We start from the raw sequence: 26,457 nt of genomic DNA, 5'->3' as shown, positions 1-26,457 counted from the left end.
TCGAGGCGTTGGATTGCGAGGATGATCGTCTTCTCGTCACGATGGTCGTTATGTGCTTGCCCCGTTGCCGTTGCAGGATGCGATGGCCAACATGATCCCCCTCGAACTCCCCTGAATCCGAGCGTTCCCGACCGCCGTGTACCGGACCTGCATGTTCTGCAAGAAGCCCCTCGGCTCGAACGAGGTCGTGGAGGCCTTCCCCGTCGGCCGTCGCCTTGCCTTCGATCCGGCGAAGGGTCGCCTCTGGGTGGTCTGCCGCAGCTGTGAGCGCTGGAACCTCACCCCCCTCGAAGAGCGCTGGGAGGCCGTCGAGACCTGCGAAAGGCTCTTCCGCGCGACGCGGATCCGCACTTCCACCGAGAACGTCGGCCTGGCCCGGCACACCGAGGGCCTCGAACTGGTCCGCATCGGCGAGCCCCTCCGCCCCGAGTTCGCCGCCTGGCGCTACGGCGACCAGTTCCGCCGTCGGCGCCGGCGCTGGATCGCGGCCGGGTCGGCGGGGGTGGCGGCGAACCTCGGTACCTACGCGACCATCAACCTGGTGACGGGCGGGTTGGTCGCGGGAGCTGGCGCAGCCGCGCTGAGCGGCGCCGGCGCAGGGCTGGCGTTGGCGACGGTGCAACGATTGCTGAACAGGCGGGCCAACGTAGCGGAGTTCCGGCGTTCCGACGGCACGCGATACGAGCTCGCACGGGAGCACGTCACCCGATTCGCCCGGATACGGGCCGACGACGACGAATCCGGCTTTCGCGTCGAGATCCACCACGGACCGCTCTCACGGAAAGGCCCGGACTCGTTCGAGGGCGACGATGCCGGGCGGGCCATCAACGCTCTCCTTCCCCTGGTCAATGGCGCCGGCGCCGCGGCTCGCCACATCCGGGAAGCGGTGTCCCGGATCGAATCCCACGGCGACCCGCATCGGTTCATCGCCGATTCCGCCGAGCGAGGGTCCGCCACCACTGCGCGCGAACTCCCTGCGCCCGGGCGCGGGAAGAAGGTCCGGCTGTCCGGGCCCGGATGGGTCCGCAAGATGCCCAAGCCCACGCGCCTCGCGCTGGAGATGGCGCTGCACGAAGAGCAGGAACGGCGCGCGCTCGAAGGCGAACTGGCGCAGTTGGAGCGAGCGTGGCGCGAAGCCGAGGAGATCGCCGCGATCGCCGACAACCTGCTCCTTCCCGAGCACACCGACGAGTTCCTGGACCGCCACTCACCTAGGAGCCTGCGCCGCAGGAGCGCGGCGGAAGCGATCGGATGCCGCCCGCGGGGTCCCGCGAGCCGAAGTATCGGTCGTTTTCCGGGCGGGAACGCGTTGTTGGCGGGGAGACGGCCCGGCGGGCGGCGTTCGGGCGGGGTCGCGGACCCCTTCTTGTGCCCCGGGGAACGCCCGACACGGGTTTCCGGCCCCTCACGCGGCCCGAAGGATGTGGAGGCGCCGCACGTTGAGCGCCAGACACACGAGATCCCACTCGCCGCGCACGTTCTCCAGGCCCCTCATGCTGAACCGCCGGAACCCCATCGCCTCCTTGATCCACCCGATGGGAGCCTCCGCGATCCACTTGCGCTTCGCGTACACCGCCCGGCCCTCCGGAGTCTTCAGCCTCTTCGCCATGCGCGCCCTCGCCGGGCACGTCTCCGGGTCGGGCTCCGCGGCCGCCCCGCCCTCCCGGCCCAGCGCCACGTAGCCGTCGATCCCCCGCGCATCCAGAGCCGCCAGGTCCTCCTCGTTCGAGTAGCCCGCGTCGGCCAGCACCTCGCCCGGCGTCTCCCCCAACCGCCCGGACACCTCGTCAACCCGTTCCACCAACTGCCCCTGGTCGCTCGCGTTGTCGGTCACCTCCGCCCCCAACACCAGCTGGCTCTCGCCGTCGACCACCGCCTGCGCGTTGTAGCACTGCTGGTAGCCCTCCGTGCTCGTCCGCATGATCCGGCTCTCCGGATCCGTGAAGTTCGTCTGCGAGTCCGCCTCCGGCTCCCCGTAGTCCAGCTTGTACGGACTCCCCCCCTTCGGGTTGCGATCCCACTCCGGCTCCCGGCCCCGCGCGTCGTCGCGCTCGCGGGCCTCCGCCTCCAGACGAGCCTGCGCCGCCCGGATCGCCGCCAGCCGGTCCTCCCGCCGCTTCAACTCCTTCGGCAGCTCGTCGCCCCGAACGTCCTCCCCGTGCCGCTCGTCCTCCTCCGCGTCGGCCGCCTCCGCACGCGCCAGCAACTCCGCGATCTCCGCCTCCAGGCGCGCCTCCTCCGGACCCATCCGCCCGTAGCTCATCGCCTTCCGCTTGCTCGCGTTCGCCCGAACCTTCGTCCCGTCCACCGCCACCCGGCCCAACCCCGCCAGACCCAGTTCCCGCGCCAGAAGCACCACCTCCGCGAACAACGCACCGAACGCCTTCAGGTTCCTCTTCCGGAACTCGCACAGCGTCCGGTGCGCCGGAAAGTTCCCCGCCGCCAGCATCCTGAGCGGCACGTCCTCCTCCAGCTTCCGCGCCAGCTTCCGAGACGAAAACACCCCCGTCGCGTACCCGTACACCAGCACCTTCACCATCATCCGCGGATCGTACGGACTCCGCCGCCGCCCGTCCCCCTCGTAACGCGCGTAGAAAGCCGACAGGTCCGCCGCGTCCACCAGATCGCTCACATGATGCGCCAAGTGCCCCGCCGGCACCCACTCACGAAGATCCTGAGGCAGCAGCAACTGCTGGTCCGGATCGTACGGACGGAACCTCGTCCTCATCCTCTCCGGATCGTACGGTAGAGACCTCGCACTCATCGCCAACTCCCCGCGCCGAACGTGAACCCGTCACAGCACGGCATCACCATAGCCAGCCGAACCGCGCCGCACCATCGGCTTCTACGGCGCAAGCTCCTAGGGGAGGGTCCGGCGAGCCTTCCTGATCGGTTGGCAGGAAGTGCCACAGCAGTCGGTCCATGGGGTCGTCCTCGCCCACGTAGCCGCGGGAGCCTCAGGGTGACGTCTCGGCGTGCGTAGTGCGACACCCTCTCCGTCAGCGAGGAATCTCTAAATCTCGACCGGCACGCCGACATCAATCTGGTTCGCGACCTCGGCGTAGAGGTCCACGTCAACGTCAGGCGCCCGGATGCTGACCACCAGGGAATACCGCACCGCTCGTTCGTAGTGCCCTAGCGCCGAACGCGTCTTCCACCATCCGGCCGTGGGATACACCGCGATAGCTCCCCGACTGGCAAGATCGGCTGCGGTTCCACGCCAAATGTCGGCGTGAAGGGATCCCCGATGGCGGCTTTGCGTACCGATCAGCCACGCCGGATCGTCACCGCTCGTGCCGCTGGCATACTCGTCGTCACGGGCCGCGGCACTGATTCGACCGCGGAATGAGTCGATGGTTTCGAGCGGTCGCTTCACGTCAAAGCGAAGACCGTGCGACTCATATCGGTATCGTGATCGGACTCCTCGCCGCGACGGATTCGGCTCAATGAAGTACGAGAGGGTCACGCGCATCTCGACCGGCGTATTGCCAAGCTCCTCAAGGGACCCCTGTGGCCACGGGAGATTGTGGAGCTGCATTTCCCGAGTCACCACGTTTCCCGACTTGCCACGCTCGAAGGGGACCAGGGTCTCTTCCACCACCATGGTCAGAGAATTGGCGACGCTCCAGAGGGCGCGATCCAGATCCGGTACTCCGAAGCCGCAGCGACGCAGAAGCTTCTGGTAGTCTCCCTTCGATCGATTCTGGCTTGCGGGCAGATACGCGTCCGTCATCGCGTCGGTCCACTCGGCGGAATGCACGATCAGCCCGCGAACCGTCTCCGGCCAGAGGCCCGGATATGCTTCCATCACCCTGGCTGCCAAGCGGGCAGCGAGCGCGGACGATGCGCTGGTGGCGTGAGCCGTGGTGAAGGCTCGCTCCGCAGGGCGGTGGCTCGTCGTCAAGAGGCTGAGGCTCGGGAGCGGCACCGCGCTCAGGGAGTCACGTGCGGCATTCCCACCTTCCATCACGATATCCGGCTTCAGCGGCCAGTGCCTTTCCCATGGCAGAGATGTGGTGCTATACGGACTCAAACCCCCCTTCGAGGCGATAGGTGCGTATCCGCTGGTGCCCGGTCCGGTTACGCGCACCAAGTCAGTGCACGCGCCCACCGTCAGCACGTTCCAGGCCTGGGCCGGATCATGCACACCGTCCGAGTCGTTGCTTGCCGGATAGTTGCTCCACGCCATGGGGTCGTTGACGTTGCCCGCCGATACGACGAGCAGCCGCGGATGGCCACCGCGTGCGGATGAGTCGGCCGCCAATGCATCGAGGGCCGATGACCACGCAGACGGCCGTCCTCGGTCGCGGTTGTCTCGAGCCGTGACGGTCATGCCGAACACTCGTCTGTGGCTCGGAGCGGTGATTTCGGGTCGAGCAGCAGCTTCGATCGTCAGGTATCCGTGGTGCTCCGGATCGGTACCAGTCGCGCCATCGTGCGGGAGTAGCTTCACCGATTCGAGCCGATGCCCGAAGTCGACCGGACCGCTTCCGGCGAGCACTTCCGTCAAGTTCCCGGCCAGAGCGAGTCCTGCCATTTCCGTTCCGTGACCGTCGCCGTCGTCGGTTCCCCAACCAGGCTCCACAGTGTGCAGGTCGTCGACGGCCAACGCGGGGGACAGCAACGGATGACCACGATTGACGCCCGTGTCGAGCAAGCAGACATAGGGGACATCTTCGTCACCGTCCGGATAGCGAGTCCTGGCCAAGAGGTCTTCGAGCCATTCCTGTTGCTCCGAAGGGTGTAAGGAATCGAAGAACTCCGCCGTCTCCTTCGGGCGCCGCAGTTCGGCGATGTTGTTCAGTGTGACCATGGACGCCCGCAGCTGCTCCACCGAGGCACGCGCCAAGAGGACGGTACGCTCCGGGAACCCCAGCTCTCCCTTGGCCACGCGCATGCCTTGGAGACCGGCTCTCTCGCGAAACGCATCGGTCGTTGCTTGTCGATTCCCCCTGACGGTTAGCCAGATTTCCCACCACACCGGCTCACCCTCATTCGTGGGGAACGCTTCATCGTCATCGGTCCAGAGCGCCCTAAGACTGGCCGCCCGGATCTGCTGGATGGTGTCGAGCAGCCGCCTGTTGTCTCGAGGATAATCACGAGAATCTTTGCGGCGCTCCAGATAGGCTACGATCAAGTTCTCGAAGTGATCGAGCTTGCCGTCGGGCACAAAAACCGTGGCGCGCGTGGTTTCTTTCCCACGGCGAACATTCAGCAACTCGATTCCCTGGTTCTCTCGAGCCAAACTCTCGAACGCCAGCTCCAACTCCGAGAAACTCTCGAATTCGACTTGAAGTCCGAGACCCTCTTCCATGCCGGCGTCCCGCTGGGCACCCGCAGTGGCCTCGGCAGTTGCGCGAACTTTGCTCAGTTGCCCTCGGAGCGCCGCGGCGTGGGTGCTCCGGTCGCGTTCGGGAATCTCCGGGCCATCCCCACCACCACCACCTGGATACCGATACGCCTCGGTTTCTGTTACGCCTTCGAGAATGAAGTGCCGATTCCGCCCATCGTTTCCGTTCGCCATTGTGGGGATGCGCCGACTACGCGCTTGGCTCCGCCAGCCTGTTGCTGACCGCCTTGAGCTCGTCGATCACGACCCGAATCTCCTCTGCCTGGATCCGCGCCCGCTGCCCGACCAGTGCGTCTTTGCGAACATCGTTTGCTACGCGCGCCACATCCGCGAAGCTCAGGCCCTCGGCGCAGTCGGCGAGGTCGCTCCACGCGATGTCCCGCGAGGCGGCCGAACCAAGCCGCGTTTGCAGTAGCTCGGCGATTTGGGGGACGTCCGGCATCTCGAAGTGAAGGATGTCGTCAAAGCGACGGAAGAGTGCCCGGTCGAGCACCCTTGGATGATTCGTCGCTGCCATCACCATGCTGTGGGAGTCGTCCTGCTCGATCATTTGGAGGAAGCTGTTCAACACGCGCCGGATTTCTCCCACGTCGTTGGAGAGCCCGCGTTCCGACCCGATGGCGTCGAACTCGTCGAAGAAGTAGACGCCTCTTGTCTGGCCGGTGGCGTCGAAGATCTGGCGCAGTTTGGCTGCGGTCTCTCCCATGAACCTGGTGATCAGGCCGTCGAGCCGAACCTGAAGCAGCGGGAGACGGAGTTCCCCGGCCAGAACGGAGGCGGACAGCGTCTTCCCGGTGCCTGGAGGGCCCACGAGCAGGAGCTTGCGCCTCGGCGAGAGGCCGTGGTCGAGGATCTCGCCGGCGTGGCGCTGTTCGCGAACGACCCGGTGAATCCGACTCGCCAAGGCCTTTCCGAGGATCATGTCCCCGAGCCGCGCCTTGGGGTAGGAGACCTGGAGCAGGTTGGCCAGCTCCCCGCGCGGCCGACCAATCGGGACCGGGGATCCTGCCTCACCCCGGCTCTTGGCCTTATCGATAATGTCGCGCAGATCGGTGGCCAGTCTGCCGTGCCCGACCTTCGCCTCGTGGGCGGCGACCTGCATGGCGACCGAGATGAATCGGTCGTTGTCGCCCTCCAGATGCGACCTCAGCAACGCCTTGAGCTGCTCGGCACTGGCCATGGAAGCCTCCGGTTGGGATCGTGCGAATCGGGTCGGTGGGAACGTAGCGATTGATCCGGTATCGTGCCCGTTTCCGCGCTCATGCGCACGGTGGGTCACGTCACCGGCCTGTGGCGAGAACTCGCCCAGGAGTTGGGCAGCTTCCTCGCTCCGCCGGTTCTTGGGGTTTAGTGAGTGAAGTCCGGGTCGGCGGGGAAGCATCAACGGGCTGGCCTGCCAGGTCCTGCGGGAGGGTAAGCCGGTCGCCGACGCCGTCCTCGTATCGAGCCGGACCAACGTCGAGCGCAAACGCCTCACCCTGGCCCACGAACTCGCGCACAGGATCATCCGTTCCACCGGCAACCCGGCCATCAAGCTGGAAGCGGCCATGAACCGCTTCGCAGGCGCCTTCCTTGTCCCGGGCCAACATCTCATTCAAGAAGCGGGGGAAGGCCGCCGCCGCATCACCTATCACGAAATCGTCCGCCTCAAGCACATGTACGGTGTATCAGCGGCGGCCATGCTGGTACGCCTTGGCCAAGTCGGCGTGCTGCCTCGCGCCGCGGTCCAGCGCGCGTTTAGAACCTTCGCCCGCTCCTGGCGGAAATCCGAACCGGAACCTATCGATGGCAACCAGGGGTTCGGGGCGTTCGAGAAGCCCCAGCGCTTCAAAGGCCTTGTCTGGCGCGCACTCGGTGAAGAGCTGATCTCGCCGGTCCGGGCGGCCACTCTCCTCAACGAGTCCCTCGACACGGTCGAGCGGCAGATCACCGGTCCGGCCATCCGGCCCGGGGCCGGCATCACTTGATGATGGCCTCGGCCTGAGCGCGGAAGATCCGGCGGCGTGTGCGCCGGGTTCTAGGGAAGAACTCCACAAGTTGCGTTATGGGTGGGGTCTGACGACACTTCAGGTGTACGTCTCAGGTCGTCCTCTACTGCATAGAACCTTCGGGCGCAGCAAGACGCTGAGATAGGAGCCCCGGGGCCGTTTCGTCCTCGGGGCTCTTGCGTTTCCCTGTCGCGGGTGACCAAGGAATGGAATGATCCTTGAGCGTCTCAGGTGCGAATCGCCGGGCACGTCGTCCGCAGAGTCGCGTGCTGGCGTCAGGGCGACTGGGTCACGTATTCCACGGTGACGCCATCAGTAGCAGGCGGCCGCGGAAGCCCGGCCGGGGCGGGTTCTTGAGGCCCTTCTTGAAGCCGAGCGGGATCTCGACACGCACCCGGCTCTGCCCATCCGGCTCGGCGAGCGCGACGCGCTTGGTGGCGTGGCCGCTGCCGAGGCGGGTCCGGAGACCGTACCGGACCGTGGTCTTGCCGCCGTCACGCCAGCGGAGGTGCAGGGTGACCGTCTCGTTCAGGAGTGTCTCGCCCTCGAAGTGCTCGTCGAACCAGAACTTCTCTTCGACATCGAAGACGGGAACCTCGATCGCGATCTCGATCGCGAAGGCGAGGGCTGTGTCCTTCGTGCTCGTCTTGGCGCTCTCGAGGAGGAAGCCGGAGAAGAGGTACGCGGGCTTCTTCTCCTCGACCAAGTCCTCGTACCTCTTGCGGATGGCCGATTCGTTCCGGACCCGGCGTTCGCTAAGGTAGCACCCGCCGCCGCGCACCTTGGCGCACGCGTCGATGTTGTACCGGGCCCGGATCTTCTTGCCCTCATCCTTCTTCTTCTCGACCGCCCGCGGCAGCGTGATCTCGTCCACGGCCAGAAGGGCGTCGATCCGCACCTGGCCGAAGAGGAACCGGCGGAGGTTCTGGTATCCCTCCTCGGAGTTGACGATCCCGAACGGCCCGCTGTGGCTCCGGTGGGCGAATGCGCACGGTGCGCCGTCGACCCACGCGTTCTTCATCATCACGAGTCCGTCGCTGCTCGGGCCGGTGCCGCGCTTCGACAGACCGAGGAACGCGCCGTAGTCCCTGTAGTTCGTTCCTACGAAGCAGAAGAAGATCAGCCCGCCCATGGAGTGCGCCACGAGATAGACCTTGAACTTCTTGAGCTCCTCGGGGTGGCCCAGGCACACCCGTTCACGGACGCGGAGGATGAACTTGCGGAGGTCCTCGGCGTAGCTCTTGATCGTGTCCTTCTCGCCGTCGCCGAAGGACTTCGAGTCCTGCTCGTAGTAGCGGAAGATCCAGACCGAACGGGAGTCGACGCGCCGGCCCATGCTCACGAAGTCGCCGTCCCGGTAGGCGTCGATGTAATCCTCATCCTTCATCAGCCGGATGAGCGGCGACTCGAAGATGAACCGTACCGGCCGATCATCCGCGTGCCCCTGCCGAACCTTCCTCGAGCCGAGGCTGAAGCCCATGTAGGGCGTGCCGACCGTCTCCTCGATCTCTCGCATAGTCGCCGCGTAACCGCGCACGTAGATGATCGGGTAGTGCGGGGGCTCGATGGGGCGGGTCTCCGCGGGCATGCCCATTCTCCTCCTGCTCCGGTGACGAGGTCTGTGCTCGGCCGGTCTTCGGCTCAGCCCGAGTCGCCAGCGCGACAACCCCGAGCCGACGAAATCACCACTGGTCCCCGCTCTTGTCCCTCGGGTCGCGCGAACCTGCGGCCTCGTTACCGTTTTCCGGCGGCTGCAGCACGACCATCCCGGCGTACGAGCCTCCGCTGCCGACGGCGGCCGCGGACATGACGGCTCGGTAGGTGCCCCGGGCCTCGGCGGTGAAGATCACCACGGGGACGTCATCATCCAGGACATCTTCGTCGATGAGCTCGCCTTGGGGACCAAACAGCCTGATATCGACATCCGCGCCATCGAGGCCGGCGCCAATGATGTGGTAGGTCTCTCCCGCGCTGGCTGTGAACTCCAGTGCCTTCGCGTCGCCCTTGGCGAACCGGCCGACGACCAGTCCCCACGCGCCCCCGTCGCTCGGGAAACCGCGTTCCGGCCAAGGGTCCAGCAGCCGACCAATGATCCTCTCGGCGGCCACCGAGTGGGTTTCCTCGCTTTGCGCGGTGAGGTCGCCACCGCCCGTCCAGGGGCCAAGGAGCAGCATCGCGGCGCCCAACACCGTTCCGCCCCAGCTTCGCCTTCGAGTCATCGTTTCGTCTCTCCCGGTCTGACTTGTCAACCGCTGCGGCATCTCAAGTAGCAGCGGTACCGCCCTGCCCGTCCGGCGTCGGAGACGGCCAGGTCGAGATCCGTAAATGGCTTGGGCACCGGTCCCCGCAATTTGTATCGATACCGGATGCCACCGTGAACTCGATCTCTTTGACATCCCTCGAAAACCGATCCGGCGCGCCGGTGACCCGGACCGCGAGGGAATATGGAATCCTCACCCCCAGTTACCCCGGATGTACAAGTACGGCAATCACCTGATACCCGGCCTCGCCGAGGGCAGTGCTTCAGGCTGCGGGCTTCACCTCCTGCTTGGTTGACTGCTTCGGGGTCCTGGGCTTCCGGATCCCCTTCTTGAACACCTAATACGGCGTCCGCCCCTCCATGCCGCGGCCGCGGTGCGGACGGTTCCGGTTGTAGGTTTCGATGTAGGCGTCGAGATCCTCCTGCATCTCGCTGACCGACTCGTACCAGGTGGTCCGTCCCTTCACCCTCAGGTGCTCGTCCAGGAGCGTGCGGTGGAGGCGTTCGATCTCCTCGAGCTGGAGGAACAGCTCGTAGGGGTGCCGGTCCTCCCGGCCGCAGAACTCGCGCCCGTTGTCGCTCAGGACCGTCTCGACCTTCACCCCGTGTTCCTCGAAGAAGGGCAGTACGTGGTTGTTCAGGATCTGGACCGCGGTCACCGGCATCTTCGAGGTGTAGAACCGGGCCCACACGTAGCGGCTGAAGCAGTCCAATACCATCTGGCTGTAGAACCTTGCCCACCCCCTTCAGCGTCCCCGCGAAGAAGGTGTCCACGGCCACCAGTTCGCCCGTCTTCTTCACCTCGATGTGACGCTCCCGGTACTCGGGATCGAAGCGCTCCAGCGCCTGGATCTGCTCCTCGGTGAGCTCGAAGTCGCTCTCACGGACCGTCTTCTCCAGCCGCAACAGACGCTCGTGCCTCGTCTTGACCCCGTTACGGATCCACACCCCTCTGACCCCTCCCGAACTCACCTGCACGCCTCTGAGCATCAGCTCGTCGGCCACCCGCTGCGCCCCGTGCGTCGGGTGCGCCAAGGCGTGGACCAGGATCGCCTCCTCCACCTCCGAGGCCACACGGTTCGGGTGAGGGCCCCGCGCTCCCGGCATGCAGTCCTCACTACGCTAGCTAGTTTCCTCGCAGGTAGTAGTACGACGCAGACGTGATCGGAGCCGCGATGAAAAGGCCTACCGTCTGACCGAGAAACAACGCGAGTGCGAGAACACCATCGCCGGGCGTCTCTGAGAACAGACTCGCTCCTCTGTCAAGACCATAGCCGATCAATCCACTCAGTATGAGCGTCACAGCCGCCGTGAGTATGCCCAACCCATACAATCGCAATACCTGCGACTTGGTGATGCGCCAGCTTCGCCGCAAACTCTCTCCTGCCGGCACGTTCTCCATAATCATCACGGGAAGCGCGACAGACCACCTCAGCGAAACCACTGACAAACCGACAACCAGCCCGAGAGCTAGCCCGCTGAGGGCGAGACCAGTGACCAGCGAGGACTCGACGACCATCTTGGCAGTGATCGCGAACCCGAAAGACAGTAGCCACGTTGCAACCACAACGGCGCTGGTGATTAGCACGATTCCAAGGCCCCGAAGAAAGCTGCTGAGCGAGAGGGCGCGATAGGGTCGGCTCCCGTCACGCCATACTCGCGCGAGAAGCGTCCCGGTTGGCTCCATGCGTGGTGGCGCTTCGATGGCCTGAATCGTCAGCGGCACAACCGCGAACCACATGAGGAGAAGTGAACCGAAGAACACCAGCACTCGCTCAATTTGAGCTAGGTCTAACTCTAACCCGAACGTGCCTGAAAAGGTGGTGACTCGGGAAATGACCTCGAACGTCACGAATCTGGAGACGAGCGCAAGAGCAATGATGGTGAGTGCCTTCCTTCTGGCCACATCGAGACCGGTTCGGAACGTCCGCCAGACGCGGAATGTGGCATCGGTCGTACCTGTTTTCATGGCTTCAGTCTCCTACGCTTTTTCTTCACGTGCATGCCCAAGAATACACCCTATTAGCTGGTGAGCACACTGAGGCGGCTATCGCGGTGTGACGGTTCGCCCGAGACCGCTGGGCTGTGAAGTAGTACAGGATATACATGAGGACGACAACGAGCATAATCGACAAAACGTAGCCGCCACGATCAGCGGATCTCAACGATATCACTTCAAAGAGGAGGATGAACGCAGTGACTGACGCTATCGCACCGACTACCAAGAATTGGGCACTTCCTCTGTTGCGAAGAACTCTTAGTCCATCCCAGATGCCAGCGAAAAGGGATCCTACCTCCCGGTACTGGCGCTGGCGGTCCGCGCGAAGGCGTTCTTTCTGGTTCTCAAGAAAAGTTCTGTCCTGGTACCTTCTCGACCTTTCGTTCGCATCTAGATTCGACAAACTGGACCTTGTGGTTGCTCGCCAGGCGAACTGTCGGCTTCCTCCCAACTCGTGCCGTACCCGACCGCGAAACTTTTTATACCGGGGATCCTCCAGGTCGATCGTGAGATCCTGCCGCACGACGCCGTTGTAGCTCACCACGACGACGTGACTCTGGCCGGGTTGCGACCACGCGCACGAGACCTCCCCTGATGTTTCGAGTTCCGCCCTGAGAGCCCGTTCGGCCTCGGCCTGACTGGACAGGTCGACCCCGACGCGGTAGACGATTTCGGTGTCCCGCCGAATCACCCGCCGCACGGGGCCCGCACCCGAGAGGGATTCGAGTTCGCTCGCCACGCACACGACGGAGCCAAGGTCCTGTTGGGCGGCGGCGGGACGGACGCAGACCAGGAGAGTCAGCCCCGCCAGTGTGCTGACGGCCGCTGCCGACGCACGCCGCAAGCCCGGATTCATCAACGGGGGTTCCGCCCGGACACCACGTTCGGTGGTCGCAACGGTTACCGCGCCGCGGTGGTTCCCGCAGATCTCCGGCCTTCGCGCATGGGACCTGGCGGCGCTCACGGCCCGGGCCTTGGTTTGCTCAAGAGGGCGGCGCATCGGACCCTCAGGGCCGGCGCGTCCGAATCGAGGGGACCGACGGTTTCCCGGCCAATCTCCTCGCCGTCAACGTTCGAGATCAACCAAGCGATGACGTCGCCGGGGGAACGCTCGCACTCGATCTCCGTTCCGTTCTCCTCGCCGTTCACGAACGGCGACTCCAGAACGTCCCCGTTTGTGAACCACCAAGTCCAGATCCCCTGCCGCTGGCCGCTGACCAAGAGGCCTTCAGACACACCCCCGTCCGCTTGGTGGACGACCCAGGTTCCGTGCTGCTTGCCGTCAAGGAAGGACCCGTCCGCAGTCTGCCATCCACCGTCGTAGCGCCAATGAACCGTTCCCGTTCCTTGCGCAAAACCACCGGAACACTCGCCAATCCATGTGACCGTGGCACCCGCGTGGAGACCCGGGTTCCAGAGATGGCACCCCGGCTGGTTGGCCACTTCCATCCAGCATGTGGACCCCACGGGTTGGCCCGCGCACGTCTCGAGGCCGACCAAGGGAGGCGCGGAGGTACTCGGCGCTCCGCCAACCGGGGAGTCAGGCTGATCGAGCCGCTCGCTGCCCGGCTGGGAGCGGGCGGCCGCGTCACCCGGGACTCCGGCGGCAGCGGCCGCCCAGCTCTCCGCGACCAGCACCTCGTAGCCGCTCTCGTCGGCGTACGTCATGAAACGGGCGTCGACCCTCGTCGCGTTTTCCTCGGCCGCCTCGGCGCTCGTCCCGTAGCCTACCGAGAAGGCCTGGAACCGCGGGTCATCCGGGTCCAGCGTCAGGTCGCGCCGGATCGCCCCCGTGTACCGGATGATCACGATGTAGCTGTCTCCGGGGTTCGACCACGTGCACGACGCTTCCGCGGGGTCGCCCAGTTCCGAGAGAAGGGATTGTTCCATCCCCTCCCGGTCGTCGGCCCGCACGCCGACCCGGTAGACCACGGCCACGTCTTCCGTGATGACGCGCCGGACGGGACCCGCAGCCTCGAGGGTCTGCCGCTCGCTCCCCACGCACACCACCGCTGCCGGCCCGGACTGCGCGGCGGCCGGAACGGCGCCGATGAGCAGAATGATGGCCGCCAGCGAGCCGCAGGCCGGCCCGTGGCTGAAGTTCGGTCCCGGCGAGGGCTGGGCGGACATCCTTCACCTCTCGATCGAAGGCCACGTAGCCTTGACAGGACACCCCCCCAAATAGGGTGGGGGCCATGAACAAGGTATCCTTTTGCACTACTATTCAACAATATCGATCCTCCCCAATTGCCCCCCGACCTGGCGCCCATAGGCTTCTCCTCGAGACGGCACCCGCTCATCGCCACCTGAGCCGGACGTGATCGAAGCCATGACATCCCGCCCGTCTTCCACCACCCTTCTCCTGTGCAGCCTGTCGCTGGTATAGGGCTCCGGTCGACATGGGCGTGGGGTTCCGCGGGGCGGGTGAGGGACCGACCGCGCTCCGCGCCATGCGGCGTAGCGTGGGCATGGAGACGATGGTGCAGTGGCGAAGCGAACTCACGGCGGTCGATTTCTGCAACGTAAGGTGCGCGACCGTTGCCGCTGCCCGATGCGACGAGCAACATGATCCCCACCCCAACTCCCCTGAACCCGAGCGTTCCCGACCGCCGTGTACCGGACCTGCATGTTCTGCAAGAAGCCCCTCGGCTCGAACGAGGTCGTGGAGGCCTTCCCCGTCGGCCGTCGCCTTGCCTTCGATCCGGCGAAGAGTCGCCCCTCTGGGAGGCCGTCGAGACCTGCGAAAGGCTGTTCCGCGCGACGCGGATCCGCACGTCCACCGAGAACGTCGGCCTGGCCCGGCACACCGAAGGCCTCGAACTGGTCCGCATCGGCGAGCCCCTCCGTCCCGAGTTCGCCGCCTGGCGCTACGGCGACCAGTTCTGCCGTCGGCGTCGGCGCTGGATTGCGGCCGGGTCGGCGGGGGTGGCGGCGAACCTCGGTACCTACGCGACCATCAACCTGGCGACGGGCGGGTTAATCGGGGGAGCTGGCGCAGCCGCGCTGAGCGGCGCCGGCGCCGGGCTGGCGTTGGCGACGGTGCAACGATTGCTGAACAGGCAGGCCAATGTAGCGGAGTTCCGGCGTTCCGACGGCACGCGCTACGAGCTCGCACGGGAGCACGTCACCCAATTCGCGCGGATTCGGGCCGACGACGACGAACCCAGCTTTCGCGTCGAGATCCACAAGGGACCGCTCTCACGTAAAGGCCCGCACTCGTTCGAAGGCGACGATGCCAGGCGAGCTATCAACGCTCTCCTTCCCCTGGTCAATGGTGCCGGCGCCGCGGCTCGCCACATGGCGTCGGGCGGAAAGCTCAGGCCGAATGCCAGCGAATCGACGCCGAGCCCGTCTCCGTGGGGAGAATCATCCAACGAGGAGCGATCAAGAGTTCCCCTCCGCGCCGACGGCTGGAGGCCGAATAGCGGAGTGAATAGGACCTGACCGTCGCCCACTCCTCGTAGAGCGCTCGTACCTCCGGGCAGTTGTCGTACGTCAGGATCCACGGGCTGTCTTTCAGCGTCCTGAGAACCTCGGCGAGCGCCGCGTGATACGGCGGATCGAGGGCATTCAGGTACAACGTCGGCCCCTTCCCGAAGTACGGCGGATCGATGAAGAAGAACACGCCGTCGCTCGCAAGTCTCTGAACGAAGTCGATCCCGTCCTGTGCGGACAAGCGGATCCGCGCCCCGTGCCGGGCGACTCGTTGGCACCGCTCCACGAGCCCCTTCCGGTTGAACCGTGCGTCGATACGCCATTTCCCGGTTTGCTTGATTCCGCCGATCACACCCCCGTTGCGGATGATTCCGGAGCGATTGCAGCGGTTCAGATAGAACGCGGCGAACGCACGTTCCAGACGTGACGCCGACCCCGGGTCCCGGTAGATCGCGCGCTGACGGCGCCACTCGTCCACGGTGAGCGGTACCGTGTGAATCATCTCGGAGAACTCGTCGGTCTGCTCCAGAACCGCCCACCAGATGTCCGACACAGCCTCATCGATGTATGAGGGCGTTGAGTGACTCCGCTTGTCGAAGGAGGCTGGTTGCTGTCTCCAGCAGGCCCTCCTCACCTGCGTACCCGGTCGAAACAAACCTCATGGCTTCCCTTGCGCTCGTTTCAGCCTTCGTGAGCGCAGTACGGAACAGGTGGGCGTCGCCAAGCGAAGCGTCCAGCGCTACGGAAAGCGAGCTTCCGCTCTCCAGCAAGTTCACGCCCTGCTGAACCTCAAGCGCGCGCGCAAGGTTGCGAAGATCCGGGTTCTGGCGACGAACCCTTGCCTCGATGTTCCCGGACTGGCTCCCGAAGAGCCACTCCATGAGGTGCCGCAATCTCCGCAGTCGATCACGGGGGACGGGGTTCTCGCGCTCAAGCGCCGTGGGATCGACTCCCAGGTAGTTCCGGATGGACACGTAGCCCAGCGCGGTCCAAAGGTGGGAAAAGGGGAATCGTTTGTGCTGGGTGTCGGTCGTATCGAACTCGAACTCGTCCTGCGCCTGCTGAAGAACGACATACCCTCGGTACAGGCGCGCCACGGTCTCGTGACGATCGCCGATCCCCGACGCGATGTCGGCGAGACTCAGGCCGAAGTTGCGCCGTACGCGGAACACGTATTCGGCCTTGGCGATGGAGTCCCAAGCCTGCGGCCCGTTAACATGCTTGAACCCGACGAAGCTCCACAGCTCCTCTCGCGTCGAGTGGATCACGGGGAGTTGCTGGATCGATTCGAGAACTTTCCGGGACGGCTTCTCGGGCAGGTGGATCCCAAGTCGCTCCCGAAGGCCGGGATCCAGGAGGATCTTGACGGCCGCGAGCCGCCGGTTGCCCTCGACGACAACCCAACGGCCATCTTCCTCGGTCGCGAATAGCTCCTCATGGCCCCAGAAGCCGTTCGCGAGGATCGAATCCACCAACTCGTTGACCGACTTGTTGCGCCAGAGCCAGCGGAGAATGTCTTCCTGGTCGTCGACGGAAAACAACTCGCTCGCGAGCCGCGGGTTTTCGGGGTCGAGGTACAAGTCGGCCGGGGCGTGACCTATGACCTCCAAGGCGATCATCCTTTCCAGGAAGGGGGCCGTGACCCGAGATGGTGTGTTCAAGATGGACCCTGCCATGTTGGTTGCAAAGGTATCGGCCCCGGCACCGGAGGTGAACGTCCTCGGAGCCTGAGCGGCTGTAACTCAACGGTCCGCCGCAATCTCAACCGTTCGTCATCAAGCTGGGCCGAGTGCCGCTCCGCTTCCGGGGGCCCCACGTATCGCTGGCGACGAAGTCGGAGTTGTGCTGCGGCAACGATGGTGTCGTTTTCGTCATCCATTCTCTCGCAGACCCGTGATCCGCTCACTCAGTTCGTCGAGGAACTCCGACAGCGTCAGCTCGAGCGGCCCCCATCGCCGCAGAGGGATCGATGTGAGCGTGTCAGGTTACATTTCTGGGCGCCCAAGAAAGCAGATGCCTTCTGGGCGCCCTCAGATATCTCGGCGAAACCATCGATTGGAGGAGTAGTCTCGCGACGCAATCCATACCATTGCTGATTCGTCGGCTCCACCAGGCGGGCTTCGGAAGCGAGTTCGTCTCTGCCGCGATCCTGCCTGATTGGTGGGATCAGAGCTGTTTGAACGAACCGGAACTCCTCCCCGAAATCGAGATCCGGGTAGGCCGCTTCCTGGCAATCCCGCTCTCGACCGTGAGCGACCCGGAATCAACGCTGGAGCCTTTGGGATACCCCGATGTCCGACTTCGGTGCGTCCGTGACATCGACCGCGACCGTCTGGCGCCGGTAATCCACGCTGCGATGAAGATCGCCGGCACCGTGGTGCGCAACCTGAAGGAGCCGGTGCCGGCACCCGCGCGCCCCCCATCGGACGGACTCGCCTGGCGTCAGGAGATCGGGGGTTTCGACGGCAGCTCAGTCTTGGACGCCATCGTCGAAGACCTGTGGACGCGAGGGATTCCTGTTGTTCCAGCCCACGTGCTGCCGACGCCTGGTTTCCAGGGACTTGCCGCGGTGGTCGAGGACACGCCCGTCGTCGTGTTGGGTCACAGGCATGACGAGCCGGGCCGGGTCGCTTTCCGCATCGCCCATGAGGCTGGTCACATCGCAAAGGGAGACTGCACGCCCGACGCTCCCGTGGTCGATGAGGATGAGGAGACTCTGCCGGACGACGAAAGCGTACCACGGGCGACTACGCGACCGCCACCAGGGCCACGAAAGCCCTGTACCTCGCAACCGGAGCCACCCGAGTAGACGTGGAGGGCGCATCTGTGAGTGACCGGGAACTCATGAGAGTGATCGTCCCTGGATCGCCTCTGAGCGCCGATGCGTCTTCTCGTTGACAGCGACGGGGTAAGTCCACACCCCCGAGTTTCACGGAAAAAGGACAGTTATCTCCACGTGGGGAGCCCGCGGCTGAACAGTACTTCCAGTCCCGAGTCGAGGAACATCGCCGTCGCTCTGGCCTGAGCGAGCCCGTCGGGCGGCAGGTCTCGCAGGATACCGCGCACCTGATTCGCCGCGTGATCGAACAGGATGGCGGTCGCTCGGTCCCCCGCGCCCTCAAGGGCGACCGATCCGCCGGGCCCCGCCAAAGTAATGCTCGCGAGCCCGTTCCCCGAATCCACGGGAAGCACGAAGGCGAAGCTCGATCCGTCCACGTCGGCCACTTCGGGCATGGCGAACGTGAAGGAGAAGAGTTCGGTCCCTCCGTGCGACCGGCCCGTGATCCGGAAAGCGCCCGCTGACTCCGGCAGGAGCACCGGCGCGTCCACGAAAAAGGCGGGCTCAAGGAACGGTGCCCCGTCGACTAACCCTCCCCAGACCAACAGACCCTCGATCCGCGCCCCGGCAGCCGGCACCTCCTCCCGCTGGCGATGCAGGAGCGCCTTCGTAAAGTGGTAATCGCTGATCCAGCCAGCGAGGCCACCGCCAGCCATTACATCACGCGTCGCCGGGGCGACCATTCGGCCGCCATCCCGGAAGTCATATCCCCATGCGCCGATGCTGCCGTCGCGGTAGGGGTACGAGAGATCCACAGCCCCGTCGGTCGCAGCGTTCTCGTGCCAGCCGTGCCCCAAACTCATGTTGTGGCCCAGCTCGTGCGCAATGACGCTGCTCGGCCCGCCACGATCCTCCCAGAGGCCGGAGACACTCACCCGGCCCGGCGAGCGGGCCACTCCGCCGGCACCCGTGACCGAGGGGTCGCCGGACATCATGCCCATGTAATGGCCCGTACCGCCCTCGAGGGCACGGATAGCCGCCGTCTCGCGAAGGAGCGTGTAGGCGTTGTTGCTGGTGCTCCACACCGGCGCATGGCCGGTCACCTCAAGGCCCGCCACTGGCAGAATCGTGCGCGTGAGAGCCAGTTCGGCGTTCTGCGGATTCGTCGCCATGTCCGCGACGACTCCGATGATCGTCGAGTCTGGAGCCGAGGCCCAAAGGAACGGCACCACCGTCAGATCGAGGACGGGCATCTCCCGCACGTCCACACTCAAGCGGCCCTCGGCGGGTATCCGTGGGGCCACGCCCAGTGCCTCCAGGTCGAGCGTGCCGCCCGGATCGACATCGACTACGACCTCCAGCCCGGGCTGCACCACCTCGGCCGGGATCCGCGCATTCGCCGACATCGACAGATCTCCTTCGACGATCTCGGCCGGTATCGAAGCCGAGCCCGCCGGCATCTCCGCAACGTGCACTTCGGAGCCGTCCAGATAGAACGTCGCCCGAACGGCTGGGATGCGTTCACTCGCGCCCCCGTCCCCTGTCACGAAGACGCGCAACAGCGCCTCCTCGCCCGCCACCAGCGCGACCGGGAACCGGCGAGACTGCACCGGCTGCGTCAGGTACACGCGCGGCGCGACATCCTCGCACGGTGCGACCCACCGCTCCGGGATGCCTTCGAGCCACGCCGTGAAATCCGGATCGTCAGGCGCGCACAAGCCCGTGCCGCCGGTCTGGAGCCTCTCCAGTCGGGCAAGGGCCGCGAGTTCGCGGGGGAGTGTCCCCGCCAAACCGGGGGTTACTTGCCAGGCCCAACCGCTCCAGGAGCACCACCTGTCCAAGCCCGGGCGGGATGGGACCGGAAAGATCGTTCGCGGCCAGCTCCAGTTCCCTCGCACTCGCCAACCGACCCAACTCGGGCGGAACCGGCCCCGAGAGGGCGTTTCGCTCGAGGAGGAGACGTTCCAAGCTGGAGAGGCTACCCAGCTCCGGAGGGATCGGACCCGTGAGCTTGTTCGATCTCAGATCCAACATCTTCAGCTTCGCCAGCTTGCCGAGTTCGGTAGGGATCGGACCCGTGAGCGCACTTGATCTGAGATCCAACATTTGGAGGCTGGCAAGCGCACCCAGTTCTGGCGGAATCACACTTTCGAGTTCGTTCGATCTGAGGTCCAGTGACTCCAGGCTGGCAAGATCGCCCAGACTGGGAGGGATCGGACCGCGGAGATCGTTCGGACCGAGGTCCAGGCGTCTGAGGCTGGAGAGGCCGCCCAGTTCCGGAGGGATCGGGCCCGTGAGCTTGTTGTGGCCGAGCATGAGCCGCTCCAAGTGCGTCAGCCTTCCCAACTCTGGAGGGATCGGACCCGAGAGGTCGTTTACCGTGAGTTCCAGCACCGCCAGCCGCTCGAGGCCTGCCAGCCCCGGAGGGATGGGACCGGAGAGCCTGTTCCAGCCGAGCGCCAACGTTTCAAGGTTCCGCAGGTTGCTCAGTTCGGGCGGGATGGAACCGGACAGAACGTTCCCGCCGGCGTAGAGGTGTTCAAGACGGACCAGGCTCCCGAGCTCCCGCGGGATCGGACCGGAAAGCTCGTTCCGGCCGAGTTCCAGGAACGCCAGCCGCTCAAGGTTGCCCAGCTCCGGGGGGATGGAACCGGAAAGGTCGTTGCCGCCGAGGTGCACAAATTCGAGCCGTGCGAGGCTTCCCAACTCCGCGGGAATGGGCCCGGCGAGGTTGTTCTCCCAGGCGTCGAAGTGCCGCAGGTGCTCGAGGCTGCCCATCTCTTTGGGGAGCGGACCCGCAAGCCCGTTGCGGGCCAGTCGCAGTTCGGCGACCCTACCGGTGTGGTCCACTTGAACGCCATGCCACTGGTCGAGCGGCGCGCCGGTGAGCCAACCCCTGTTGTTCGTCCAGTTCCGCCCGTCCGTGTCCTCGTAGAGCGCCGCCAGCACTGCGCGCTCCGAGTTCACGACGGCGATCTCCGCCCCGCCCCGTGCCGGTCCGGAGGTCGCGTGGATGGTGGCGACTCCGGCGGCTACCCCGCGCACCAGCCCCGTCGTGTCGACGGTTGCGACGGAGGGATCGCTCGACGACCAGGAAAACTCCGCTGCCGGGACCGCACCGTTCTCGTCGAACGCCGTGGCGGCGAGTCGCAGCGTATCCCGCGGCGCGATGGTATCGGCCACGGGCGCCACGGCCACCGATGTTACCGACCGCAGCACGGCCACTGCGGCGCTTCCGGAAGCGGACCCCGCCATCGCGGTTACCGTGGTCGTCCCCCTTCCCATCGCAGTCACGAGCCCGGCCGTATCGACCCGCGCCACCAGGGTGTCCCCGCTCGCCCAGGCGACCGCCTCGCCCTGGATCGTGCGCCCGAACCGATCGCGCACTTCGGCCCTCAGTCGCACAGTCACTCCCGGGGCGACCAGCGAGACCGTATCCGGCGTGACGGCCACGGTCTCAGGTGGGGCGGCCGCCACCACGAGCGTTGCCCGCCCGGTCACTCCGGCCCCCGTCGCCGTGACGTCCGTCTCCCCCGCTCCGACCCCCGTCACGAGCCCGGATGCGTCCACGACCGCCACGGCAGTGTCTCCTGAAGCCCAGTAAACCTCAACCTCGGCGGCATGGCCGTTCGCATCGGTGGCCGCAGCCGCCAATCGCAGCGTGTCGCCGGCGACGAGCGTGTCGGCCGAGGGGGAAACCACGACCGCGCTCACCGCTTGGGCTACCGTGACCGCTGCGTTCCCCGAGGCCGAGCCCGATGTCGCCGTGATCGTAGCCATCCCGTTGCCCGCGGCCGCCGCGAGCCCCGATGCGTCGACCGTCGCCACCAACGAATCTCCGCTCGACCACGCGACCGCCGCCCCCATCGCCTGTCCGTTCTGGTCCAGCACCTGAGCGGAGAACCGCGCTGTCTCGCCCAGCGCCGTTAGTTCGACCTCCGCCGGCCTCACGTCGACCGTCGTCGCGCGGGATGGAATCGGCGGTGGAGGAGGGGGAGGCGGTTCCGTCGTCCCGTCGCCGCATGCGACGACTAGGGCCAAGCCCGCCGTGCCAACCAAGCGGGCGGTCCCTCCGTTCGGTGGATGGTGCGTTCGTTTACCTGCAGTCACATTCGTATCAGAGAGCTCACACCCTACTCGTCGGAGGACCCGCTGAGCGTACACAAGAATGCGAAGTTGACGCCCGCGGGGCGAGCGGTGCTGGTAAGGAGCCAGCGGGCGTGCTCTCCGGCTGCTCGGCGGAATCCCAGTTGTCAGTGGCGGGTGAAAGTGTGACACGCGGCCGGAGGCGACGACCTGAGGGAGAGTTTGATCCCTACGGAGTGCGCTCGAAGAGCACGGCATCCGGTCCGAAACTCGTCCAACCAGACATGCTGCCGCGGAACGCGGTTTCGGCGTTCTGCGCTCCCGTGAAGCTGCCTCGGCGCCCGTCATCGTAGCGGAAGCCCAACGAGACGTCCGCGCCGCTGTGTCTCCCGCTTACCGTCCCCGAAACGATCCTCGGTTGCATGCTCGGACCGCCCGCCTCGATGTACTCGACGGTTCCGATCACGTCCCCTGAAGAACCCTCTTCCAAGGTGAGATACCACTGACCGCCTGCATCCAGGAGGCCGGTGCAGCACCAGCCCGCCGTTCTCACGTCATCCTCGTTCCACGCGTGGTCGTTCTGATCTGTAGGATCGGGGTCGTAGAGTATCATCCCCGCCTCGACTCCGTCGTCCTTCGTAGACCCGTGATCCGCCCACTCAGTTCGTCGAGGAACTCCGACAACGTCAGCCCCAGCGCCCGCGCGAACTTGCTCGCCGCCTCGACGCTGAGGCGTATCTCCTCCCTTTCCAACCGCCGAACGTGCCTCTCCGACAGCCCCGGGATCTCCGTCTGCTTCAACTGCCGGTCATGCCTCATTTCACGGAGGGCCTGCGACACGTTCTCCATCTCGTACCGGCGGATCTCCACCTCGGCGAGATGCACGGGATCCACGGCCTGCAACATCTGACACGGACCCATGTGCACGTCCTCATCGGGCCAATGCAGGCAGGATCCGGCGGAATCGATCACGAACCGGCGGACCGCGGCCGGCTCGAACCGCCTGACCTTGGGAAGCCTTCCGACCGGGAACTGCCACACGCTCATGTCCCCCAGGACGACCACCAGAGAGTTCTCGAGGACATAGGCGTCAAGGATGCCCTCCCACGCGGCCGGTCGCGTGAGCGCGATGACCAGACGCTTCACGACGGAAGGGTCCCGGCACACCTGCAGCCGCCGATCCGGCTTGTGGAGTCGAAGCCTCGAGGCGAGACGAAGCACCGCCTGCTCCGGCACGTCCAGCACCACCAGGTAGCGTGTGTCCGTATCCACCCAACCCGGCAGCTTGAGCCGGTCCCGGCCCAGCAGCGCACTCGCCAGAGCCACGACCAGGCTCGGAGACGGTCCAGCCCGACCGGCGGCGGACAGCTGTCTCGCCAAAGCCCGAAACCCGTCGTCCGGCAAGCAATCCTCGACCGTCCCGAAGAAGGCGATGCGGCTGAACGGTCTCGCGTCACTCATCCGGCGATTGGCCTCATACCCGAGGGGGCAGGGGTCTCGACCTTCGTCGCCTTCGGGCTACCCGTGCGCCTGACTGGTCCAACATGTGGTTTGCACCTCCTCCACCCGTACCGGACATAGTAGCATCGCAACCTAGCCTATCTGTCCGGTCAATGTATCGCTACCGTGCCTCGAGCGGGCCCCTCGCCACAGAGGGATCGATGTGAGCGTGTCAGGTTACATTAACAGCCTGACGGCATGGCTCGGGATGGCTGGACGGCCTGCGTCGGAATCAGCTCCGCCGGCATCGCCTTGGGAGGCCGTCCCGAGCTATATTTTGTCCGTTATCATGGAGGCAACCGACCACGAGTTCACCTCGGGGGGAAGGACGCGAGTGACGGACACAATCACTATCGCCGTGGATCCGGATCTGGCCGACGCTTATCGGGCCGCGTCGGACCAGGATCGTCGCAAGCTGGATCTCCTCCTCAATCTTCGCCTGCGTGACGTCACGCGGACCGGAGAGTCGCTCCACGATGTCATGGCGGAGATCACGCGCAACGCGCGGACGCGGGGCTTGACTCCCGAGATTCTGGAGGAGCTCCTGAGAGACTAGATGATGCGATATGTCTTTGACACGAACGCGATCATCAGTGCCATGCTCTCCAAGAATGCGACGCCCGGAGTTGCCCTCGCGCATGCCTACGACACGGGCGAGATTCTCGTATCAGTCCCCTTGATGAGGGAACTTCATGACGTGGTGTCTCGCCCGAAGTTTGACCGATATGTCACGCCGAGCGAGCGAGAACGATTTCTTGGACTGCTGCTCCGGGACGCGCACTTGGTAGAGATCACCGAGACGATCCGGGCCTGTCGCGACCCCAAGGACGACCGGGTGCTTGAATTGGCAGTCTGCGGTCGTGCCGACTGGATCGTCACGGGGGATGCCGATCTTCTCGTGCTGGACCCCTTCCGTGGCATCGGAATCGTAAAGCCCACAGACTTTCTTGGAGTCGGGATCCACTCCTGATCCCGCTCGTCTGCGGTCCGCAAATGTGACTTGCAACCCCCGTCGGCTCGAACGAGGTCGTGGAGGCCTTCCCCGTCGCGGTCCGCAAGATGCCCAAGCCCACGCGCCTCGCGCTGGATATGGCGCTGCACGAAGAGCAGGAACGGCGCGCGCTTGAAGGCGAACTCGCGCAGTTGGAGCGAGCGTGGCGCGGACACGCCGAGCGCTTCAGGTGCAACCAGCCGAGGGCGTGACCCGGTTCCAGGAGACACCATTGTCTACAAAGGCCTCGACCAGGATAGCCGCGTACGGTGTCGTGTTGCGGTTGGACCAGATTCTCGTTTGTCGCATCTCGACGCGGGTCTCGGAATGGGCAGGTCGTTGGACCCTTCCCGGCGGCGGGGTCGAGTTTGGTGAAGATCCCGCCGAAGCGATGGTGCGAGAAGTTCGAGAAGAGACCGGACTGCTCGTTCGGGCCACCGGCGTGGCGGGGATCGACTCGCTCGTCGTACCGGACGGAGGCCTCGCCACGCACAGTCTCAGAATCATCTACTTTGCCGAAGTGCTCGGAGGCTCCCTGACCCACGAAGTCGACGGCAGCACCGACCTTTGCGCGTGGCACGATATTCACACCGTCGAGTCACTCCCGATCGTGGATCTGCTGAGAACCGGGCTTGGTCTCCTGCGGTCCCACCGTTAGCTGCGCCATTGCGAGAGACGGGGGCGTAGCCGGTCTCGTCGACGATGAGGTATGGTCCGCCGGTTACAACGGCATAACGGCAACGATTCTCTGTGGGTCAAGCGCGGACGCTGGACGTATGCCGGAAGACCTACACCACCGCGTGCCGCGGAGTGACTTGCTCGGCGATCTCGCGGCCCGCCTCGATCTCGGTCCGGCGAAGCTCCCAGGTCTTCTGAAGGTTCAACCAGAGTTGCGGCGTTGTCCCGAAGTACCTGGCCAGCCGCAACGCCGTATCAGCGCTCACGCCGCGTTGGCCGTTGAGGATCATGGTGACCCGGTTCACCGGCACGCCGAGCGCCTTGGACAACGCGTTGGCCGACAGCCCGACCTCCTCGAGTTCCTCGCGCAGGATTTCGCCCGGGTGCACCGGCCTCATGCCGCGGTCCAGCGCGCGTTTCGACCCTTCGCCCGCTCCTGGCGTAGGTTCCGGACGGTAATCTCAAGGGTATGAAGCGCCGGGTGGAGGGCGCTGCACAGCGCCAGATTCCACGGGTACCCAGCCACGCAGTCGACCTCGTCGGTGTCCCGAGGCAGGGCATAGGCACTCAGCCGCTCCGCTGAAAGCGCACTCCGAAGGCCTTCGATGGATAGCCTGGCAACTCCATAAGTTGCGCTATGGGTGGGGTCTGACGACACTTCATGTGTAGGTCTCAGGTCGTCCTCTACTGCACAGAACCTTCGGGCGCAGCAAGACGCTGAGATAGGAGAGCCCCGAGGCCGTTTCGTGCTCGGGGCTCTTGCGTTTGATCCCTACGGAGTGCGCTCGAAGAGCACGGCATCGGGTCCGAAACTCGTCCAACCAGACATGCTGCCCCTGAACGCGGTTTCGGAGTTCGACGGTTTCTCGAGTCAAAAAATAACCCCGCCCGAGGCCTTCCGGCGTGTCGGGCGGGGAGCAAGTTTCTTTCGTCAATGCCGTTCCTCGCGCTACGCACGCAACTTCCGCGATCCGAACCAGACGCCCACGGCGCCGATCAACGGGTTGAGCCAGCTGATCCAGACCGGCTGGCGGGCGCTCGCGGTCGCCTCCATCATCGAGACGTCGTCGGGGCGCGGCCCTGCCGCCATCTCCACCGGCATCAGGGCCGCCACCAGCCCGAGCACGAGCACGATGGCGATCAGCATCGTGGCAGCCCTGGCGTCGTGCGCCATCCTGGCACAGACTCGTCCGCCGATGTACGCCGCCACGAGCCCGAGCACGACCGAGCCGAGTGCCCAAGCGCCGGATACCTCCCACGTACCCGGCTGGAAAGAGCGCGAGGGGCCCAGCGCCAGCCACAGAAGCGAGAAGAGTGCGAAGAGCACGGCGGCCATGGCGATGTAGCCGACGATGGCGGCGAGGATGTTCCTGAGCATTATGGGCCTCCCT

The 26,457-nt window shown here is 65.4% G+C and carries 22 protein-coding genes and 1 pseudogene; 6 read left to right on the top strand and 17 right to left on the bottom strand.

What is annotated here, in order from left to right:
• Positions 1-775: 775 nt before the first annotated feature.
• The 4 genes from ACOGXI_RS13200 to ACOGXI_RS13185 form a co-directional block, all read right to left on the bottom strand.
• Positions 776-1,207, bottom strand: coding sequence for a hypothetical protein (locus ACOGXI_RS13200; protein WP_419939298.1), 432 nt, complete (start codon positions 1,205-1,207; stop codon positions 776-778).
• 198 nt (positions 1,208-1,405) lie between these two features.
• Positions 1,406-2,728, bottom strand: a complete 1,323-nt coding sequence (locus ACOGXI_RS13195; RefSeq protein WP_419937292.1) for an IS1182 family transposase — start codon at positions 2,726-2,728, stop codon at positions 1,406-1,408.
• Between the two features lie 285 nt (positions 2,729-3,013).
• The gene (locus ACOGXI_RS13190; protein WP_419939297.1) at positions 3,014-5,524 is read right to left on the bottom strand and encodes a S8 family peptidase; all 2,511 of its coding nucleotides are present in this window, start codon (positions 5,522-5,524) and stop codon (positions 3,014-3,016) included.
• A 16-nt stretch (positions 5,525-5,540) separates the two neighbouring features.
• A complete protein-coding gene (locus ACOGXI_RS13185; protein WP_419940205.1) occupies positions 5,541-6,530 on the bottom strand; it encodes an AAA family ATPase in 990 nt (329 codons plus the stop codon).
• A gap of 199 nt (positions 6,531-6,729) precedes the next feature.
• Between ACOGXI_RS13185 and ACOGXI_RS13180 the strand changes: the two genes are divergently transcribed.
• Positions 6,730-7,317, top strand: a complete 588-nt coding sequence (locus ACOGXI_RS13180; protein WP_419940204.1) for an ImmA/IrrE family metallo-endopeptidase — start codon at positions 6,730-6,732, stop codon at positions 7,315-7,317.
• A gap of 310 nt (positions 7,318-7,627) precedes the next feature.
• Here ACOGXI_RS13180 and ACOGXI_RS13175 read toward each other — a convergent pair whose 3' ends face one another.
• The 7 genes and pseudogenes from ACOGXI_RS13175 to ACOGXI_RS13145 all read right to left on the bottom strand — a co-directional run bounded on the left by ACOGXI_RS13175 (position 7,628) and on the right by ACOGXI_RS13145 (position 16,642).
• Positions 7,628-8,926 carry a hypothetical protein gene (locus ACOGXI_RS13175; RefSeq protein ID WP_419939296.1) on the bottom strand — a complete coding sequence of 433 codons (1,299 nt, stop codon included), beginning with the start codon at positions 8,924-8,926 and terminating at the stop codon, positions 7,628-7,630.
• Between the two features lie 94 nt (positions 8,927-9,020).
• On the bottom strand, positions 9,021-9,524 hold the full coding sequence (locus tag ACOGXI_RS13170; RefSeq protein ID WP_419939295.1) for a hypothetical protein: 504 nt from the start codon (positions 9,522-9,524) through the stop codon (positions 9,021-9,023).
• Between the two features lie 337 nt (positions 9,525-9,861).
• Positions 9,862-10,711, bottom strand: a pseudogene (locus tag ACOGXI_RS13165) (DDE-type integrase/transposase/recombinase); the annotation flags it as partial.
• A 13-nt stretch (positions 10,712-10,724) separates the two neighbouring features.
• Complete coding sequence (locus tag ACOGXI_RS13160; protein ID WP_419939294.1) at positions 10,725-11,567, bottom strand: glycerophosphoryl diester phosphodiesterase membrane domain-containing protein; 843 nt, start codon at positions 11,565-11,567, stop codon at positions 10,725-10,727.
• A 990-nt stretch (positions 11,568-12,557) separates the two neighbouring features.
• Entirely contained in the window at positions 12,558-13,727 is a 1,170-nt protein-coding gene (locus tag ACOGXI_RS13155; RefSeq protein ID WP_419939293.1) for a hypothetical protein, read from the bottom strand.
• Positions 13,728-14,913: 1,186 nt separating this feature from the next.
• A complete protein-coding gene (locus ACOGXI_RS13150) occupies positions 14,914-15,585 on the bottom strand; it encodes a DNA adenine methylase (protein ID WP_419939292.1) in 672 nt (223 codons plus the stop codon).
• 4 nt (positions 15,586-15,589) lie between these two features.
• Positions 15,590-16,642: a ParB N-terminal domain-containing protein gene (locus tag ACOGXI_RS13145; protein ID WP_419939291.1), complete on the bottom strand. Its 1,053-nt coding sequence runs from the start codon at positions 16,640-16,642 to the stop codon at positions 15,590-15,592.
• A gap of 479 nt (positions 16,643-17,121) precedes the next feature.
• Between ACOGXI_RS13145 and ACOGXI_RS13140 the strand changes: the two genes are divergently transcribed.
• On the top strand, positions 17,122-17,841 hold the full coding sequence (locus tag ACOGXI_RS13140; RefSeq protein ID WP_419939290.1) for a hypothetical protein: 720 nt from the start codon (positions 17,122-17,124) through the stop codon (positions 17,839-17,841).
• Between the two features lie 137 nt (positions 17,842-17,978).
• On the opposite strand, the gene ACOGXI_RS13135 is transcribed toward ACOGXI_RS13140, so the two are convergent.
• The 4 genes from ACOGXI_RS13135 to ACOGXI_RS13120 all read right to left on the bottom strand — a co-directional run bounded on the left by ACOGXI_RS13135 (position 17,979) and on the right by ACOGXI_RS13120 (position 23,358).
• Positions 17,979-19,529 (bottom strand): hypothetical protein, encoded by a 1,551-nt coding sequence (locus tag ACOGXI_RS13135; RefSeq protein ID WP_419939289.1) that lies wholly within the window; start codon positions 19,527-19,529, stop codon positions 17,979-17,981.
• A complete protein-coding gene (locus ACOGXI_RS13130) occupies positions 19,516-21,762 on the bottom strand; it encodes an Ig-like domain-containing protein (RefSeq protein WP_419939288.1) in 2,247 nt (748 codons plus the stop codon). Before ACOGXI_RS13130 ends, ACOGXI_RS13135 begins: the two co-directional genes overlap by 14 nt.
• Positions 21,763-22,126: 364 nt before the next feature.
• Positions 22,127-22,510, bottom strand: coding sequence for a hypothetical protein (locus ACOGXI_RS13125; RefSeq protein WP_419939287.1), 384 nt, complete (start codon positions 22,508-22,510; stop codon positions 22,127-22,129).
• Positions 22,507-23,358 (bottom strand): hypothetical protein, encoded by an 852-nt coding sequence (locus ACOGXI_RS13120; RefSeq protein WP_419939286.1) that lies wholly within the window; start codon positions 23,356-23,358, stop codon positions 22,507-22,509. Before ACOGXI_RS13120 ends, ACOGXI_RS13125 begins: the two co-directional genes overlap by 4 nt.
• A 373-nt stretch (positions 23,359-23,731) precedes the next feature.
• Here ACOGXI_RS13120 and ACOGXI_RS13115 point away from each other — a divergent pair, with 373 nt between their 5' ends.
• Genes ACOGXI_RS13115 through ACOGXI_RS13100 form a run of 4 tightly spaced genes read left to right on the top strand, consistent with a single transcriptional unit; the run spans position 23,732 to position 25,046 of the window.
• Complete coding sequence (locus tag ACOGXI_RS13115; RefSeq protein ID WP_419162376.1) at positions 23,732-23,953, top strand: hypothetical protein; 222 nt, start codon at positions 23,732-23,734, stop codon at positions 23,951-23,953.
• Positions 23,954-24,367, top strand: coding sequence for a putative toxin-antitoxin system toxin component, PIN family (locus ACOGXI_RS13110; RefSeq protein ID WP_419939285.1), 414 nt, complete (start codon positions 23,954-23,956; stop codon positions 24,365-24,367). It abuts the gene before it with no gap.
• Positions 24,368-24,426: 59 nt separating this feature from the next.
• Complete coding sequence (locus ACOGXI_RS13105) at positions 24,427-24,600, top strand: hypothetical protein (protein ID WP_419939284.1); 174 nt, start codon at positions 24,427-24,429, stop codon at positions 24,598-24,600.
• Positions 24,552-25,046 (top strand): NUDIX hydrolase, encoded by a 495-nt coding sequence (locus tag ACOGXI_RS13100; RefSeq protein ID WP_419939283.1) that lies wholly within the window; start codon positions 24,552-24,554, stop codon positions 25,044-25,046. Before ACOGXI_RS13105 ends, ACOGXI_RS13100 begins: the two co-directional genes overlap by 49 nt.
• A 130-nt stretch (positions 25,047-25,176) precedes the next feature.
• On the opposite strand, the gene ACOGXI_RS13095 is transcribed toward ACOGXI_RS13100, so the two are convergent.
• Positions 25,177-25,464, bottom strand: a complete 288-nt coding sequence (locus tag ACOGXI_RS13095) for a HigA family addiction module antitoxin (RefSeq protein ID WP_419939282.1) — start codon at positions 25,462-25,464, stop codon at positions 25,177-25,179.
• Positions 25,465-26,015: 551 nt separating this feature from the next.
• Positions 26,016-26,444, bottom strand: a complete 429-nt coding sequence (locus ACOGXI_RS13090; RefSeq protein WP_419939281.1) for a hypothetical protein — start codon at positions 26,442-26,444, stop codon at positions 26,016-26,018.
• Positions 26,445-26,457: the final 13 nt, after the last annotated feature.

The organism is Candidatus Palauibacter sp., from assembly GCF_965208055.1.
Classification (GTDB): Bacteria; Gemmatimonadota; Gemmatimonadetes; order Palauibacterales; family Palauibacteraceae; genus Palauibacter.
The sequence above is the reverse complement of the archived record's forward strand: the minus strand, read 5'-3'. Positions and strand labels throughout refer to the sequence as shown.

Excerpts from the sequence above, each read along its gene's own strand:
- ACOGXI_RS13195 (WP_419937292.1), bottom strand. The coding sequence starts at position 2,728 with ATGAGGACGAGGTTCCGTCCGTACGATCCGGACCAGCAGTTGCTGCTG.
- ACOGXI_RS13190 (WP_419939297.1), bottom strand. The coding sequence starts at position 5,524 with ATGGCGAACGGAAACGATGGGCGGAATCGGCACTTCATTCTCGAAGGC.
- ACOGXI_RS13185 (WP_419940205.1), bottom strand. The coding sequence starts at position 6,530 with ATGGCCAGTGCCGAGCAGCTCAAGGCGTTGCTGAGGTCGCATCTGGAG.
- ACOGXI_RS13175 (WP_419939296.1), bottom strand. The coding sequence starts at position 8,926 with ATGCCCGCGGAGACCCGCCCCATCGAGCCCCCGCACTACCCGATCATC.
- ACOGXI_RS13160 (WP_419939294.1), bottom strand. The coding sequence starts at position 11,567 with ATGAAAACAGGTACGACCGATGCCACATTCCGCGTCTGGCGGACGTTC.
- ACOGXI_RS13155 (WP_419939293.1), bottom strand. The coding sequence starts at position 13,727 with ATGTCCGCCCAGCCCTCGCCGGGACCGAACTTCAGCCACGGGCCGGCC.
- ACOGXI_RS13125 (WP_419939287.1), bottom strand. The coding sequence starts at position 22,510 with ATGATACTCTACGACCCCGATCCTACAGATCAGAACGACCACGCGTGG.
- ACOGXI_RS13120 (WP_419939286.1), bottom strand. The coding sequence starts at position 23,358 with ATGAGTGACGCGAGACCGTTCAGCCGCATCGCCTTCTTCGGGACGGTC.
- ACOGXI_RS13110 (WP_419939285.1), top strand. The coding sequence starts at position 23,954 with ATGATGCGATATGTCTTTGACACGAACGCGATCATCAGTGCCATGCTC.
- ACOGXI_RS13095 (WP_419939282.1), bottom strand. The coding sequence starts at position 25,464 with ATGAGGCCGGTGCACCCGGGCGAAATCCTGCGCGAGGAACTCGAGGAG.
- ACOGXI_RS13090 (WP_419939281.1), bottom strand. The coding sequence starts at position 26,444 with ATGCTCAGGAACATCCTCGCCGCCATCGTCGGCTACATCGCCATGGCC.